The organism is Arthrobacter sp. KBS0703 (assembly GCF_002008315.2).
GTDB lineage: Bacteria > Actinomycetota > Actinomycetes > Actinomycetales > Micrococcaceae > Arthrobacter.
Genome location: NZ_MVDG02000001.1, coordinates 3,390,732 through 3,405,518 on the forward strand (window position 1 = coordinate 3,390,732; position 14,787 = coordinate 3,405,518).

13 protein-coding genes are annotated in these 14,787 nt (G+C 66.3%); 1 reads left to right on the forward strand and 12 read right to left on the reverse strand.

Annotation, left to right across the window (positions count from 1 at the left end; genetic code table 11):
- Window positions 1-61 precede the first annotated feature (61 nt).
- The 3 genes from B1A87_RS15720 to B1A87_RS15730 all read right to left on the reverse strand — a co-directional run bounded on the left by B1A87_RS15720 (window position 62) and on the right by B1A87_RS15730 (window position 2,343).
- Complete coding sequence (locus tag B1A87_RS15720; RefSeq protein ID WP_078026787.1) at window positions 62-493, reverse strand: DUF3151 domain-containing protein; 432 nt, start codon at window positions 491-493, stop codon at window positions 62-64.
- Window positions 494-495: 2 nt separating this feature from the next.
- Entirely contained in the window at window positions 496-1,515 is a 1,020-nt protein-coding gene (gene fbaA, locus B1A87_RS15725) for a class II fructose-bisphosphate aldolase (RefSeq protein ID WP_078026788.1), read from the reverse strand.
- Window positions 1,516-1,668: 153 nt separating this feature from the next.
- Window positions 1,669-2,343: an RNA methyltransferase gene (locus B1A87_RS15730; protein WP_078026789.1), complete on the reverse strand. Its 675-nt coding sequence runs from the start codon at window positions 2,341-2,343 to the stop codon at window positions 1,669-1,671.
- Between the two features lie 52 nt (window positions 2,344-2,395).
- Here B1A87_RS15730 and B1A87_RS15735 point away from each other — a divergent pair, with 52 nt between their 5' ends.
- A complete protein-coding gene (locus tag B1A87_RS15735; RefSeq protein ID WP_078026790.1) occupies window positions 2,396-3,226 on the forward strand; it encodes an HAD-IIA family hydrolase in 831 nt (276 codons plus the stop codon).
- Window positions 3,227-3,270: 44 nt separating this feature from the next.
- On the opposite strand, the gene B1A87_RS15740 is transcribed toward B1A87_RS15735, so the two are convergent.
- From B1A87_RS15740 to B1A87_RS15780, 9 genes are all read right to left on the reverse strand, one after another.
- Complete coding sequence (locus B1A87_RS15740) at window positions 3,271-4,320, reverse strand: thioesterase domain-containing protein (protein ID WP_078026791.1); 1,050 nt, start codon at window positions 4,318-4,320, stop codon at window positions 3,271-3,273.
- Window positions 4,321-4,420: 100 nt separating this feature from the next.
- Window positions 4,421-4,993, reverse strand: a complete 573-nt coding sequence (locus tag B1A87_RS15745; RefSeq protein WP_078026792.1) for a hypothetical protein — start codon at window positions 4,991-4,993, stop codon at window positions 4,421-4,423.
- Between the two features lie 105 nt (window positions 4,994-5,098).
- Window positions 5,099-5,857 carry a GAF and ANTAR domain-containing protein gene (locus tag B1A87_RS15750; protein WP_078026793.1) on the reverse strand — a complete coding sequence of 253 codons (759 nt, stop codon included), beginning with the start codon at window positions 5,855-5,857 and terminating at the stop codon, window positions 5,099-5,101.
- Window positions 5,858-5,940: 83 nt separating this feature from the next.
- A complete protein-coding gene (pyrE, locus tag B1A87_RS15755) occupies window positions 5,941-6,522 on the reverse strand; it encodes an orotate phosphoribosyltransferase (RefSeq protein WP_078026794.1) in 582 nt (193 codons plus the stop codon).
- Window positions 6,523-6,598: 76 nt separating this feature from the next.
- The gene (locus B1A87_RS15760; RefSeq protein ID WP_260680892.1) at window positions 6,599-7,801 is read right to left on the reverse strand and encodes an FAD-dependent oxidoreductase; all 1,203 of its coding nucleotides are present in this window, start codon (window positions 7,799-7,801) and stop codon (window positions 6,599-6,601) included.
- A 230-nt stretch (window positions 7,802-8,031) separates the two neighbouring features.
- On the reverse strand, window positions 8,032-10,317 hold the full coding sequence (locus B1A87_RS15765; RefSeq protein WP_078026802.1) for a gluconokinase, GntK/IdnK-type: 2,286 nt from the start codon (window positions 10,315-10,317) through the stop codon (window positions 8,032-8,034).
- 82 nt (window positions 10,318-10,399) lie between these two features.
- Window positions 10,400-11,629, reverse strand: coding sequence for a D-mannonate dehydratase ManD (gene manD, locus B1A87_RS15770; RefSeq protein ID WP_144275841.1), 1,230 nt, complete (start codon window positions 11,627-11,629; stop codon window positions 10,400-10,402).
- A 35-nt stretch (window positions 11,630-11,664) separates the two neighbouring features.
- Entirely contained in the window at window positions 11,665-13,080 is a 1,416-nt protein-coding gene (gene uidB, locus B1A87_RS15775; RefSeq protein ID WP_078029218.1) for a glucuronide transporter, read from the reverse strand.
- 261 nt (window positions 13,081-13,341) lie between these two features.
- Window positions 13,342-14,787: a mannitol dehydrogenase family protein gene (locus B1A87_RS15780; protein ID WP_260681060.1), complete on the reverse strand. Its 1,446-nt coding sequence runs from the start codon at window positions 14,785-14,787 to the stop codon at window positions 13,342-13,344.

Here is a 14,787-nt window from a genome sequence, read left to right on the forward strand (position 1 = left end):
CCACCGGACACAACGACGTCGGCCCCTCACCAGCAGGTGAGGGGCCGACGTCGTTTTTGGTTCAGTTGAGGTTTTCGCCCTGGATGGCGGCCTTGGCCGCCGGATCCGAGTCGTTCAGGAACTTCTCGATGCGTTCCGTTTCCTCAGTCTCACCGATGGCCGCAGACGCGCTTCCGAGCCAGTACAGCGCCCGCAGGAAGCCGCGGTTGGGCTCGTGCTCCCACGGAATGGGACCCACTCCGCGCCAGCCGTTGCGGCGCAGCGAGTCAAGGCCGCGGTGGTAGCCCACCCGCGCGTAGGCGTAGGCCTCAATGGTGCGCCCCTCCGCCCACGCTTCCTTGGCGAGCACGGCCCACAACTGCGACGACGTGGGGTGTTTGGCCACGAGGTCCAGTGCTTCCTGGCCCGCGTCCAGCTGCGCGGAGACCTCGGTCTCGGCAGGCAGGAGCGTGGGCTCGGGGCCCATCAGGTTCTTGCGGAACTCGTCAGACACGGTTAGAACGTCTTTCCGGCCGAACCGAGCTGCTGGGTGGCTTCAACAACACGGGCGGCGAGGCCGGCCTCGGCGGAAGCGCCCCATACGCGGGGATCGTAGGTCTTCTTGTTGCCCACTTCGCCGTCCACCTTGAGCACTCCGTCGTAGTTCTTGAACATGTGGTCGGCCACGGGACGCGTGTAGGCGTACTGGGTGTCCGTGTCGATGTTCATCTTGATGGTGCCGTAGGAAACGGCGTCGGCGATTTCCTGGTCGGAAGAGCCGGAGCCGCCGTGGAACACGAGGTCGAACGGGTTGTCCTTGCCGATCTTGGCTCCCACCTGGGCCTGGATGTCCTTGAGGATCTCCGGGCGCAGCTTCACGCCGCCCGGCTTGTACACGCCGTGCACGTTGCCGAAGGTGAGCGCGGTGATGTAGCGGCCGTTCTCGCCGGCACCCAGGGCGTCGATGGTGGCCAGGGCGTCTTCCACGGTGGTGTAGAGCTTCTCGTTGATCTCGTGCTCGACGCCGTCTTCCTCGCCGCCGACGGTGCCGATCTCGACCTCGAGGATCATCTTGGCTGCAGCGGTGCGCGTCAGCAGTTCACGGGCGATGCGCAGGTTCTCCTGCAGCGTCTCGGCGGAACCGTCCCACATGTGGGAGTTGAAGAGCGGGTTGCGGCCGGCCTTGACCTCGGCCTCGGAGGCTGCCAGCAGCGGGAGGACGAAGCCGTCCAGCTTGTCCTTGGGGCAGTGGTCGGTGTGCAGCGCGATGTTGACACCGTAGTTCTTGGCCACCTCGCGGGCGAATGCGGCGAAGCCCAGGGAGCCGGCAACCATGTCCTTGGTGGAGGCGCCGGACCAGTAGGCGGCACCGCCGGTGGAGACTTGGACGATGCCGTCGGACTCGGCCTCGGCGAAGCCGCGCAGGGCGGCGTTCAGGGTCTGGGAAGAGGTGACGTTGACCGCCGGGAATGCGAAGCCGCCCGCCTTTGCGCGGTCGATCATCTCGGAGTAGATCTCGGGGGTTGCAATGGGCATGCTGACTCCTAAAGTGAATTTCGTCTGCGGGTTGTCTCTTATACACATCTAGATGTGTATAAGAGACAGATCCTAGCCAGTTCTGCGCCGGGGCAGTGTTTCGGGTCACGCGGCCGGGTAACACTTTGTTCCGGTCCGGCGAACGGGCCGCGGCTATACGTGCTGGCTGAAGACGTGGCGCCGCACCCACGCGTGCATGGCAATCGCCGCCGCCGAGCCTGCGTTGATGGAGCGCGTGGAGCCGAACTGTTCGATCGACAACGTGGCCTCGGCGGCTTCATGCACCTCCGGGGTCAGTCCCGGGCCTTCCTGCCCGAAGACCAGCACGCACTTCCGCGGCAGTTCATACGTCTCCAGCGGCACCGAGTCCGGGAAGATGTCGATCCCGATGATCGCCAGCCCCTCCCCCTGCGCCCAGGCGACGAAGTCCTCCACGGTGGGGTGGTGGCGGACGTGCTGGTAGCGGTCGGTGACCATTGCCCCGCGGCGGTTCCACCGTCGTCGTCCGATGATGTGCACCTCTTTGGCTAGGAAGGCATTGGCGGTGCGCACCACGGTGCCGATGTTGAGGTCGTGCTGCCAGTTTTCGATGGCGATGTGGAAGTCGTGGCGCTTGGAATCGAGGTCCGCCACGATCGCCTCGTGCTTCCAGTAGCGGTATTTGTCCACTACGTTCCGCCGGTCTCCGTCCGAGAGGAGGTCCGGGTCCCAGTGGTCGCCTTGCGGCCACTCGCCTTCCCAGGGCCCGACGCCGACCTCCGGCTTTGGCTCCGGCGTTTCCTCTGCGGCTGGTTGGGGTTCTGCTGGGGTCCCGGGCGTTTGAGTCACCCCTCAACACTAGACTGGGCTCCGGAAGCAATCATCACCGGCGGAGGCAAACGTGGCAAAAGCGGATCAGGTCAAGGGAAACGCTGCGGTATATCGCAGCGGCCAGGACATCGAGTGCTGGCTGACCGATATGGACGGTGTGCTGGTGCACGAAAACCAGCCGGTCCCGGGAGCGGCCGAGCTGATCCAGCGCTGGGTGGACACGTCCAAGCGGTTCCTGGTGCTGACCAACAACTCCATCTTCACTCCACGGGACCTCGCCGCGAGGCTGCGTGCTTCCGGACTGGAGATCCCGGAGGAGAACATCTGGACCTCGGCCCTGGCCACGGCGCAGTTCCTGAAGGACCAGGTGCAGGGCTCCGACTCCGGCAACCGCGCGTACACCATCGGAGAAGCGGGACTCACGACGGCGCTGCACGAGGCCGGCTTCATCCTCACCGACCAGAATCCCGACTTCGTGGTGCTTGGCGAGACGCGCACGTACTCCTTCGAGGCGATCACCATGGCGATCCGGCTGATCCTGGCGGGGGCGCGTTTCATTGCCACCAACCCCGACGCCACCGGCCCCTCCAAGGAGGGGCCCATGCCGGCCACCGGCGCCATCGCCGCCCTGATCTCCAAGGCGACCGGCCGCGAACCGTACATCGTGGGGAAGCCGAATCCCATGATGTTCCGTTCAGCCATGAACCAGATCGATGCCCACTCCGAAACCACGGCCATGATCGGCGACCGCATGGACACGGACATCATCGCCGGCATGGAGGCGGGGCTGCACACGGTGCTGGTGCTCACCGGAATCACGCAGCGCGAGGACATCGCAGCCTACCCGTTCCGCCCCAACCAGGTGCTGAACTCCGTGGCGGATCTCAAGAACCAGATCTGACGGGAACCGGCCGTAAGGTCGTGGCCGGGTTCGGGGCCGGCGGCCTAGAACGGCGTCATTTTCCGCCCGCCGGACGGCAGCGGGAAGATCTCGTCCTGCAATGCCGCCAGGATGGGCCGGTAGACGAACGGATTCCAGCCCGGGCTGGCGTGGGCGGGCAACGCTCCGTCCGTCTGACGGTCCGAGGACACCATGTTGTCGGCGAACGTCCGGGCCCAGGACTGGCGGGCGGTCTGGTAATTGACGGTCTGGTCCCGGGGGTTTCCGATGTAAGCCATCTTGGTCGTCCCGATCCGGCCCGCAAACCGGGTGGCGTCGAAGTGGTAGATGTAGGCCGACTCGGACTGGATCAGCACGCTGGACGGGGCAATCGGCGACAGCTGCTCCAGTGTTTGATCCAGGATCTGCCGCCACGTGCGCTCGTCCTTGTGCACCACACGCTCCCCCAACTCGTAGCTTCCGCGCAGCACGGACGGGATCCGGAAGCCGCTTTCGTACAGGAACACCACGCCGTCGAACCAGCTCTGGTCGAGGACGTCGTACTTGCTGTAGGGGCTGGAGTCGAGCACGATCAGCTCCACCTCGGCGCCGTGGAGTTCGAGCAGCCGGGCCGCCACCTGGGTCGCGACCATGCCGCCGAAGCTGTGCCCGTAGAAGTAGAGCTTGGTGAGCTTGTTGGCCCGGACGTGCTCGATCACGGCGATGACCAGCTGGTCGATGTCCAGGCCAAGGTTGGAATAGCCCACGGCCGCCAGCTGCCCGCGCTGGCGCAGCGTTCCGCGCAGCGAGTTCAGGATCCACTGGGCTTCTTCCCAGCTGGTCTTGTAGCCCGGGAACAGGATCCAGCTGGCATTCGGGAAGTAGCTCTTCGCGAAGTCGTCCTCCACCACCAGGATCTTGTTGACCTGGCGCTCCTCCTGGACCTGCCGGGTCAGCAGCATGTCAGCTGCCAGCACGGACGAAGCGCCCGCCCCGGCGAGGAATGTCCGCCGTGAGAACCGCTTCAGCTCCGCGGCACGCCGGAGCAGCCGGGCTGCGTCTGCGCCCGGCCGCTTCCCCTGACCCGCCTGACCAGCGGCTCCTTCGTATGGCACTGAACTACCCTAGGCACACTTCAAACCCCACGCACAGCTCAGGCCGCAGCCACGGCTCACCGGCCCCGGCAAGCTGGCGACCGCAAGTTGAGGCTCCCGGTCAGTTGCTCGGGGCATGCTTCTCAGCCGGTTCGGCCGGCTCGGCCAGTTCCCGGCGGGCGATCTCCTCGACGATTGCGTCGTAGCGGGCCAGCAGTTCCTGCCCGGAATGCCCGGCTGGATCGTCCAGCAACCCGAAGACCGAGTCGCTCGCAGCCAGCAGCTCGTCACGGGAATAGTCGGATAGCGGGCGGAGCCCGGCGTCCTCCAGCGCTTCGGACAGCTCTGACGGGTTCGTCAGGGCGGTGAAGTCAGGGCGGGATTCCGCCACGGCGTGGTCGCGCGTGGACATGACCTCAAGGAACACCCCTGGTGCGCCTGCCACGGGCACCTGCCGCGCGCCGGCGTCGAGGGCGTTGAGATCGAATCGGAGACCGGCGAGGGCGACTGACTCCACGAACGCTGCGTGAGAAAGATCCACGGTGATGGGCGAAGAGATGCCCATCCGGCGGACGCGCTGGATTTGGTGCATCAGCTCCGGGCGGGACGCCTGGGTGAGGCTTCCCCGGATATCGATCCGAGCGGTACCGGCGGCGTCGTCGATCTTAATGAGGGGATTGAGTTGGTTGTCCATAGGTACTCCAAAAGGGGTGTCTATGGCCGACGGCTCAACCTCGGACAGCCTATCCCGGGCAGTGCCGCCGCACAAGCAACCGTCAACAGGCAGCCGGCAACCGGGCTAGCCCGCCTGAACTTTCCCGGGCTCCTCGAAGTGGGTGCGGGCCTCCGCGCCTCCCACCGAATTCACCAGCGACGCGGCGATGTCGCGAAGCTTCACGTTGCTGTGGCTCGAAGCATCGGTGAGGATGCGGACGGCCGTCTCCTGGCTGCACCGGTTCTGCGCCATGACGATGCCGACGGCGATGTCGATGACGGTCCGCGATTCCAACGTCGCACGGAGGTTGGTAGCGCTGTCCGTGTGCAGTGAAAACCTGACCGCCAGGCGCAGGGCCTGGGAGATCTCCCGGGTGTACCCGCGGGCGCGGGCCGCGGAAACGTCGTTGAACTTGTGGGGCACGTCGGAGTAGAGGTTGAGCGCGGCCTTCGCGTCCCCCTGCAGATTGAACGGAAGCGACAACACCGAACGCAGCCCGTGCGAAGCGACCGCGTTGGCGTAATCCGGGCCCCAGCGGTCTTCTTCGAAGAGATCCGGAACGTGAACTTCCCGTTCTTCCTCCGCAGCCGTCAGGCACGGCCCCTGGGACAGCGAATACTGGATTTCATCCACCTCGCGGGCGGAGTCGCTGCTCCAGCCGATCGTCGCCGCCTTGCGGTCCCTCAGCAGCGTGATGCCGCAGAGGGCGTCGTCACCGTCCCCCGCCACCTGGCGCGCCGAGTACCGCGCCAGCTCGTTGAGGAAGTCCTCAAAATCGGCGCTCTCCAGAATGAGGTTCTGGATTTGCTCAACACTGCTCAGGGCTTGATCCGACGGGCGCATGACGGGGTACTCCAAGTGAAGGGACTTCCGGGGTACGGAAATACTAGGCCACCCGGAGTGTGCCGTCCACCAGGGGAGGCCGGTCAGCTCAGTCCGAGCTCGTCCTTGCCGAAGGCGAACAGGTACGGCACGCCGGTTTCGGCTTCGATCTTTTCCTTGGCTCCGGTGTCGCGGTCGACGATCACGGCAACGGCCACGACGTTGCCGCCGGCCTTCCGAACGCCCTCGACGGCGGTCAGGGCAGAGCCGCCGGTGGTGGACGTATCCTCCAGGACCAGAACCTTGCGTCCTTCCACGGACGGCCCTTCGACCTGCCGGCCCATGCCATAGGACTTCTGGGCCTTCCGGACCACGAACGCGTCCACCGTGCGGCCCGCGTCAGTGGCGGCGTGCATGACAGCGGTGCCGACGGGGTCTGCCCCCATCGTGAGGCCGCCTGCGCACTCAAAGTCGATGCCGGCGTCGTCAATCAGTGACAGCATGACCTGCCCCACGAGCCTGGAGGCCTCGTGGTGAAGGGTGATGCGGCGCAGGTCAATGTAGTAGTCGGCCTCGGCTCCGCTGGACAGGATGACCTTGCCGCGGACCACGGCGAGCTCCTTGATGAGTTCCAGCAGGCGGGCACGGGCAGCAGTGTCGGATGCAGAGTCCGGGGTGGCAGTCATGGGTCCAAGTTTAGTGCGTGGCGGATTTGTGACGGACCGGCGGTCTGGCTGCCCGCGGGGTCAGGCCGGAGACACGCTAGGCCACGGCCCGCGGTTCCTGCCGCCGGGCAAACCCGGGAGCGTGCTCGGGCCGGGGCCCGAAGGCGATGAGGCGGGGCATGACCTTCCGGACCGCCGGAACCCGGCGGGCGATAAACGGCAGGAGTGCCGGCGGCCCGGCCCTCCTGCCGGTGAACAACGGCACAAACACCACGCGGTGCATGATCCGCTGGACCGTCTGAACCACCACCGTGGGCATCTGCCGCCGGCGCTGAACGGCTTCGAGCTCTTTGCGGCCCACGTGACCCCGCAGCAGGGCAGGGGCGAGCCGCGCCGCCGCTGCGACGGCATCCTGGATGGCGAGATTGATGCCCACTCCCCCGGCCGGCGACATCGCGTGCGCCGCATCCCCGATGCACAGCATGCCGTCCACGTACCAGCGCCGCAGCCGGTTGAGCCGCACGTCCAGCCAGTGGAGGTCATCTAGTGAACTGATGGCGTCCAGGCGGTCCGCCAGGTCCGGCCTGAGGGCGCCGACGCGTTCCCTGAACCGTTCCACGCCTTCGCTGCGAATGCGGGCGTCCGAGCCTTTGGGCCCCAGATACCCCATTTGGTAGTAGTCGTCGCGGAACAGCGCGATCATGGCCTCCTGACCCTTGAACGACGGAACGATCCCGGCAACTTCACCCTGCTCCGAGGGATACCGGGGAAGCTTGAACCACCAGGTGTCGAACGGCACCGGGAATTCCTTGGGTTTAAGGCCGGCGGCCTGGCGCAGCACGGAATGCCGGCCATCCGTGGCCACCACCAGGTCCGCCCGGATCGCGCCCTCGGTGCCGGCTTTGGTCCGGTAGCGGACGCCGGTGACCCGGCCGCCGTCGGACACCAGCGACGTCGCGGTGTGTTCCATCCGAAGGGTGAAGGTCGGCTCCTCCGCAGCGGCGCGGGCCAGGAAATTCAGGAAGTCCCATTGCGGCATCATGGCGATGTAGTTGTACGGCGGCCGCAGGGAGGCGAAATCACCCAGCGTGACCAGTCCGACGCCGGGCACGGGGAACGCGACGTTGCGCAGGCGGCTCTGCGGAAGCTCACGGAAGGCACCGCCCAGGCCAAGCTCGTCGATGAGGCGAATGGTTGACGCGTGCACGGTGTCGCCGCGGAAGTCCCGGAGGAAGTCGCCGTGCTTTTCGAGGACCGTGACCTCCACGCCGGCCCGCGCCAGTAGGAGGCCCAGCATCATGCCCGCCGGACCGCCGCCGACCACCACGCACCCCGTTGTGTCCATGAGCCAACGCTACGCCTGTCTCTTATACACATCTAGATGTGTATAAGAGACAGGGTGCTATTTCGCAGGTGGATTTCGCTGCCCAAAGTGGCCGTCGCTGCGGATACGGACGGGCGCTACGGGAATTCCCGTAGCGCCCGTCCGTATCTGTGTCGCCAGGCCGGAACCGCAGCGAAAATCCGATCCTAGAGCCGGGTGTCGAACGAATCGCAGAACACGTTCTCGTTGAACGTTCCCTGGAAGTCCGACTTGCCCTGGATTTTTTCGATGGTCGCCCGAATGGCCTCGGGCGTTCCGGCGTGGGCGTGGATGGCGGTTTTCACCATCGGCACGTCAATCAGGTGGTTGGGCTGGTTGAGCGAGACGAACACGGTGGGGACCTCGGTGACGTACCACGGGATCTCCGCGGCCATCGGCGAGGACCACTTGATCCGGATGGCGGCTTCCTGCGCGAAGCCCTTCACATTGGCGAACACGAACGCGGCGTCGTACCTGGCCGCGTAGTCGCCGGTGGCTTCCTCCGAGATGATCGACATGAAATTCACGCCGGTCTCTCCCGCCGCCTCCCGCTGGTCCGCCGTCTTGAACAGGTGAACCTCGAAGCCGGCCTGTTCCAGCTCCTCCTTGACCGTGTCCAGGTAGGCCAGAGGGTCGGCCCGGGTGAAGTCCGAGCCGCCGGAGATGCCGTACAGCCGGATCCGTTTGTGCGTCTCCGGCGTGATGGGCAGGTTGTTCGCGGTGTCCTTGACCAGGGTGACGGTCTTGTCCGCAATCCCGGCCGCGATGGCCCGGTGGGCGTGGCTTCCGATCACGGCCAGCGCTGCCGCCGGCGGCACGAGCTCCGCGGCGGATTTCCGGTACAGGCCAAGGCTTGCCTTGAGGGCCAGGATCCGGCGCAGCGCATCGTGCAGGCGCTGCTCGGTGATGACGCCGGACTTGTAGCCGTCCATCATGTACCGGAAGTCCTCCGCGGGGTTGCGGAAGAACAGGAACATGTCGCAGCCGGCGGCGATCGTGGCCGGAACCAGGTCCTTGCGCTTCATGGCCTGGGTGAGGCCGATCATCTGCGAGGCGTCAGTGAGGACCAGCCCGTTGAAGCCGAGTTCGCCGCGGAGCAGGTCCTGGAGCAGTTCCGGGGACAGCGTGGCCGGCAGGATGTCCTTGTCCGCCATCCCCGGGCGGAAATGCCGGGAAATCTCAGGCGCCCCGATGTGGCCGATCATGATGGACTGCACGCCGTGCGCGATCATTTCGCGGTACACGTGCCCGTAGGTCCGGTTCCACTCGTCGTATCCGAGCGTGTTGTAGGACGTGACCACGTGCTGGTCGCGTTCGTCCATGCCGTCGCCGGGGAAGTGCTTCATGGCGCAGGCGGTGGGCGACTCGCTGATGCCGTCGAAGTACTCCTTGGCGCGCTCCACCACGATCTCCGGCGTGTTGCCGAAGGCCCGGGTGGAGATCACCGTGTTCCGCCAGTTGTAGTGGATGTCCACGATCGGCGCGAACGCCCAGTTGCAGCCCAGCGCCGCGGTTTCCACCCCGGCCACCTGCCCCATTTGCCGGGCGATGGCCTTGTCCGGGTGCGAGCCGGCCTGCAGGTGCGTCGACACAAACGTTCCGTCGTCGCAGCTTCCGGCTCCTCCCATTTCCGGGTTGGAGGCCACCAGCAGTGGGATGCGGGTCTTGGACTGCGCGTACCGGATATGCTCCTGCACCGCGGCCGAGGGGCCGGGCCGGTAGCGCATGCCGCCCACGTGGTATTTCTCCAACACACCGTCCAGGTACTCCGGGGAGTAGTCGTTGTTGTGGTTGATGAACAGCTGCCCGATCTTTTCCTCGAGGCTCATCCCGGCGATCGTGCTTTCCACCCACGCAACGGCCGCGTCGTCGAGAGTGAACGGCGAAGCCCGGAGGTCGACGTCGAACTGGCGCGGTTGGGTGCCCGGGGCGCCCTGGTACTCAACAGCGGTAGGACCGGCGACGGCGGTGCTGCCGCCCGCCGCGGCGATGCCCGCCAGCGCCTCGGTCACCACCTGGCTCACCGGGGCCGCGATGTCCACCACCACGCCGGCTTCGTCGGCTTCGAGCGGTTCCAGCGTTGCGAGCTGCGAATCGAGGAGGGCAGGCGGCATGAAGTGGCCGGAACGCCCTTCAGTCCGTGCCCTCAGCACCTCTTTGCTGCCGTGCAGGTGCAGGAACACCGTGTCCGGCGCCTGTTCCCTGATAGCGTCACGGTAGCTGCGCTTGAGCGCCGAGCAGGCCAGCACCAGGCCGCCGTTACCGGCGGAGGCGAGCTCCCTGCCCACCGTGGCGAGCCAGGGCCAGCGGTCCCCGTCAGTCAGCGGCGTGCCCGCAGCCATCTTGGCGACGTTCTCCACCGGGTGGAGGGTATCGCCATCGAGGAACGGCACACCGAGTTCGCGGGCCACGAGGTCCCCGATGGTGGTCTTGCCGCAGCCGGAGACGCCCATCACGATGACTAGGCGGCGGGCGGGGGCATTGCCACGTGTGGAACTGCCCGGTGCAGATGGATTGTGCGTCATTTGTCGTTCCTCACCAGTCGTGCACGGTGCCGTCGACGAGGCGGTTGTAGGGCAGGTAGGCCTGCTGGTACGGGTAGGCCGCGGCGGCTTCTTCGTTGAATTCGACGCCGATGCCGGGCTTCTCGCCCGGGTGCAGGTAGCCGTCCACGAAGGTCATGGACTGCTCGAACACGGTGTTGGTGGCGTCGGAGTGCTGCATGTATTCCTGGATGCCGTAGTTATGGATCGCCAGGCCCACGTGCAGCTGCGCGGCGAATCCGACCGGGGAAATATCGGTCGGGCCGTGGAAGCCGGACTTGATCTGGTACTGCGCGGCGAAGTCCATCACCTTCTTCAGCGGCGAGATCCCGCCGAAGTGCGTCGAGGCCGCCCGGACGTAGTCGATCAGCTGTTCCTTGATGATGCTCTGGTAGTCGTACACGGTGTTGAAGATCTCCCCGATCGCCAGCGGGGTGGTGGTGTGCTGGCGGACCAGGCGCAGCGCTTCCTGGTTTTCGGCCGGGGTGCAGTCTTCCAGCCAGAACAGGTCATACGGTTCCAGCGCCTTGCCCAGCTTCGCGGCCTGGATCGGGGTCATCCGGTGGTGCCCGTCGTGCAGCAGCGGCAGCTCCGGGCCGAACTCGTTCCGAACGGCCTCGAACACGGACGGCAGGTGCCGGAGGTAGGCGCGGGTGTCCCAGTCTTCCTCCACCGGGAACGCGCCGCGCCCGGCGGGTTCGTAGTCGTAGCGTTCGCCCGAGGCCTGCGCCTGGGCCGCGACGCCGTAGACGGCCTTGATGCCCGGGACGGAGGTCTGGATCCGGACGGACTTGTAGCCGAGTTCCAGGTGCTCGCGGACCGAGTCGAACAGCGACGGGATGTCCGCGCCGGAGGCGTGCCCGTACGCGCGCAGCCCGTTCCGCGACGCCCCGCCCAGGAGCTGGTACACCGGCATCCCGGCGATCTTGCCCTTGATGTCCCAGAGCGCCATGTCCACCGCGGCGATCGCGGCCATCGTCACCGGCCCCCGGCGCCAGTAGGAGGACCGGTACAGGAACTGCCAGGTGTCCTCGATCCGGTGCGGGTCCTTTCCGATCAGCAGCTGCGCCACATGCTCCTTGAGGTACGCGGCCACCGCGAGCTCACGGCCGTTCAGGGTGGCATCACCGATGCCGGTCACGCCGTCCTCCGTGGTGATCCGGAGCGTCACGAAGTTACGGGACGGGCTGGTCACGAAGACTTCCGCGGCAATGATTTTCACAGCTATTCCTTTCGAGCGGGGCTGGGTCGGGGAACTTAGTTGGAGTTGGCAGCGAGCGGCTTGGCGGCCGGGTCGGCGCCGGACGGTTCGGTCCCGGCAGCACCGCCGTTGGAGTTCTCTCCATCCACGCGGCGGGCCCGGATCTCGGTGAGGATCTCGGCGTGCATGGCGTCCGTCAGCTTGTACTTGGACATGACCAGGACGGCCAGGATGGTCAGCACGGCCGGAATGGCGCCGGCGGCGAGCTGGATTCCGAACACGGCGTCCGCCGTCTGCACGGCTCCGGACTTGTAGCCGCCAAGGGCCAGTGCGTATGCGGCGAGGGCACCGCCCACGGCCTGCCCGGTCTTGCGGGTGAAGGAGAACAGCGCGTAGGTGATGCCTTCGGTGCGGACGCCGGTCTTCCATTCGCCGTATTCCACGGTGTCGGCTTCCAGGGCCCACACCACGATGTTGACGGCAAGGACGCCCACGAGGCTGATCACGAGGCCGGAGAAGCCGATCCAGACCTGGCTGGCAGGGGTGAGGAAGATGATGGCGCCACCGATGACGGTGAGCAGCGACGAGTAAATGTAGACGCGCTTCTTGCCGATGGACCGGACCAGCCTGGGCATGAACGCGGCCAGTACGAACGTGAATACCAGCTGGATGATGGAGAGCACCGGGTACAGGTCAAGGCGTCCCAGGACGTCGCGCAGGTAGTACAGCTGCACCGACGTCAGTGCCAGGTAGCCGGAGAGGAAGAAGAAGGAGCTGACGCAAAGCATCAGGAGGGGCTTGTTGCCCTTGAGGGTTTCCATGCTCTGCTTGACCGAGACGTTCGGGACGGCGCGGTGGACGCGTTCCTTGGCGGTCAGGACCGTGAAGAAGTAGAGGGCGGCACCGATGGCCACGAACACCAAGGTGATGGTGGTGAAGGTTCCCTGCAGGTCAGCTCCCGGCTTGATGAGCGGTGCTACAAAGATGCCGAGGGCCGAACCCACCAGCAGGCCGCCCACCATGCGGGCCGATCCCAGCTTGGCCCGCTCCCCCGGCTCCTGGGTCATGGCGCCGGCGAGGGAGCCGTAGGGGATGTTGACCAGGCTGTAGGCCAGGCCAAGGGCAGCGTACGTGACATAGGCGTAGAGCAGGGTTCCGGACTCGCCCAGCTGCGGGACGGAGAAGGTTGCAACGCTCAGGAGCAGCAGCGGGATGGAGCCGAACATGATGAACGGACGGAACTTCCCGAAGCGCTTGCTGAAGGTGCGGTCCACCATGCGGCCTGCGAAGACATCGGCGAATGCGTCAAAGATCCTGACGACCAGCAGCAGGGTCCCTGCCGCGGCGGCGGAGATTCCGGCAACGTCCGTGTAGTACACCAGCAGGAACATCGTGGCGGTCGTGAAGGCGAGGTTGTTGGCTGCATCTCCGGCGCCGTAGCCGGCGATGCTTAGCTTGCTCAGCTTTTTCATGATTGGGCTCCTTTACCCGGTGCCGCCCCGTGGAGTCGGCGAAAAAAATGTGAAAAATGCTTGGGTGGTGATGCTGGGGAAGTCTGTGGCCTCCGGCGGGTGCGATTCCCGGGATGCCGGTTTGGCTCTTGTTGCAATCCTAATCACTTGGCAATCATTTGGCAAGCGGTTGCCACAATTTCCTTGAAAGTTCATCCAAATACACAGCCGCCCGGCTCCCCACGATCCGGGGGCCGGGCAGTAGTGCACGCACGGAGGACGTTACGGGGAGACAGCCAGCTCCCCGAACGTTCCGCACAGGTCTTCAATCAGACCGACGACGGCGGCGTCCCCGGCCAGCGCCGGATCCACCAGGCCCAGCAGGGCACTGATCCGCTCCGTACCGCTGAGCCGGTTGGCTGCGGCCACCTGGTCAGCCTGGGGATCCTGGAACACGCTGGCGGCTGCGCTGTGGTCCATCCAGGCGGCAATCATGAGCGCGGCGGCCGCACCGGACCTGCCCGCGGCACGCTCGGCCCGCAGCACCGGAACGGCGCGCATCCGAAGCTTGGTGCTGCCGTCCATGGCAATCTGGGCGAGGTGGTGGGCAATCCGGGCGTTGCTGAAGCGTGCCAGCAGGGCGGCTCGGTAGGCCGGGATCTGTAGCTCGGCTGCCTTTCCTTCCTGCCGGCAAAGGTTGGCTTCCGCCTCGTCCCAGAATGTTTCCACGGCCTGTAGACACAACGGGTCGGCCAACGCCTGGGCCACGGTGGCGTGTCCGCGGAGCTGTCCGGCGTAGGCCAGCAGCGAGTGCGCGCCGTTCAGGAGCCAGAGTTTGCGGTTCTCGTAGGGCTCAATGTCTGCCACGAACACGGCACCGGCGTCTTCCCAGCGCGGCCGCCCTGCCGGGAAGTCCCCGCTGAGCACCCAGTTGGAAAAGGGCTCGGCCACCACGGGTGAATTGTCGCGGTATCCGCACGCGGCCTGGACAGCGGCAATGTCCGCGTCCGTGGTTCGCGGAGTGATGCGGTCCACCGAGGTGCTGACGAAGCTGACGTTGGCATCGATCCATTCGGCCAGGCCGGCGTCCCACGCCCCTGCCATGCCCACCACTGCGTTGTGCGCCACGGTGCCGTTGTTGGAAAGGTTGTCGCAGCAGACCACGGCGAGCGGTCCGGCGGCAGCAGCCCGGCGGGCGGCGAGGGCCAGCACAAGCCGGCCCAGCGGCGTCGTCGGGTTTCCGCTGTCCGATGCCAGTAGCGCAAGGTCGGCAACGACGTCGGACGCCGTCCGGTCGAGGTGGCCGTCGGCGCCGAGCCGGTAGGCCGCCTCGGTGATGGTCAGGGTGACAACGGCGGTGGCGGGAGCGGCAACCAGTTCGGCCAGCCGCTGCACGTCGGCGCCGTCCACGGCCTCCACGATGCTGCTGACCACGGTGAAGGAGTCTCCGCCGTCGGCGCGCTCCACGACGGTGAAGAGCCCGTCCTGTTCAGCGAGGGCCAGAGCGGCGTCGGGGCGGCGGCCGGTGAAGGCGGCGATGCCCCAGTCCGCGGCGTCGGATGCCTGGTGGGTGTACCAGGCCTGGTGTGAGCGGTGGAAGGCGCCCAGCCCCAGGTGGACGATCCGCGCCGGTGCCTTGGCGGACGGACGCAGGCGGCGGCTGAGTTGCGGCAATTCCGAGAAAGGCTCTGCCTCTGGTTGCGCAGCTGCGGCGGGCTGCAGTTCGAT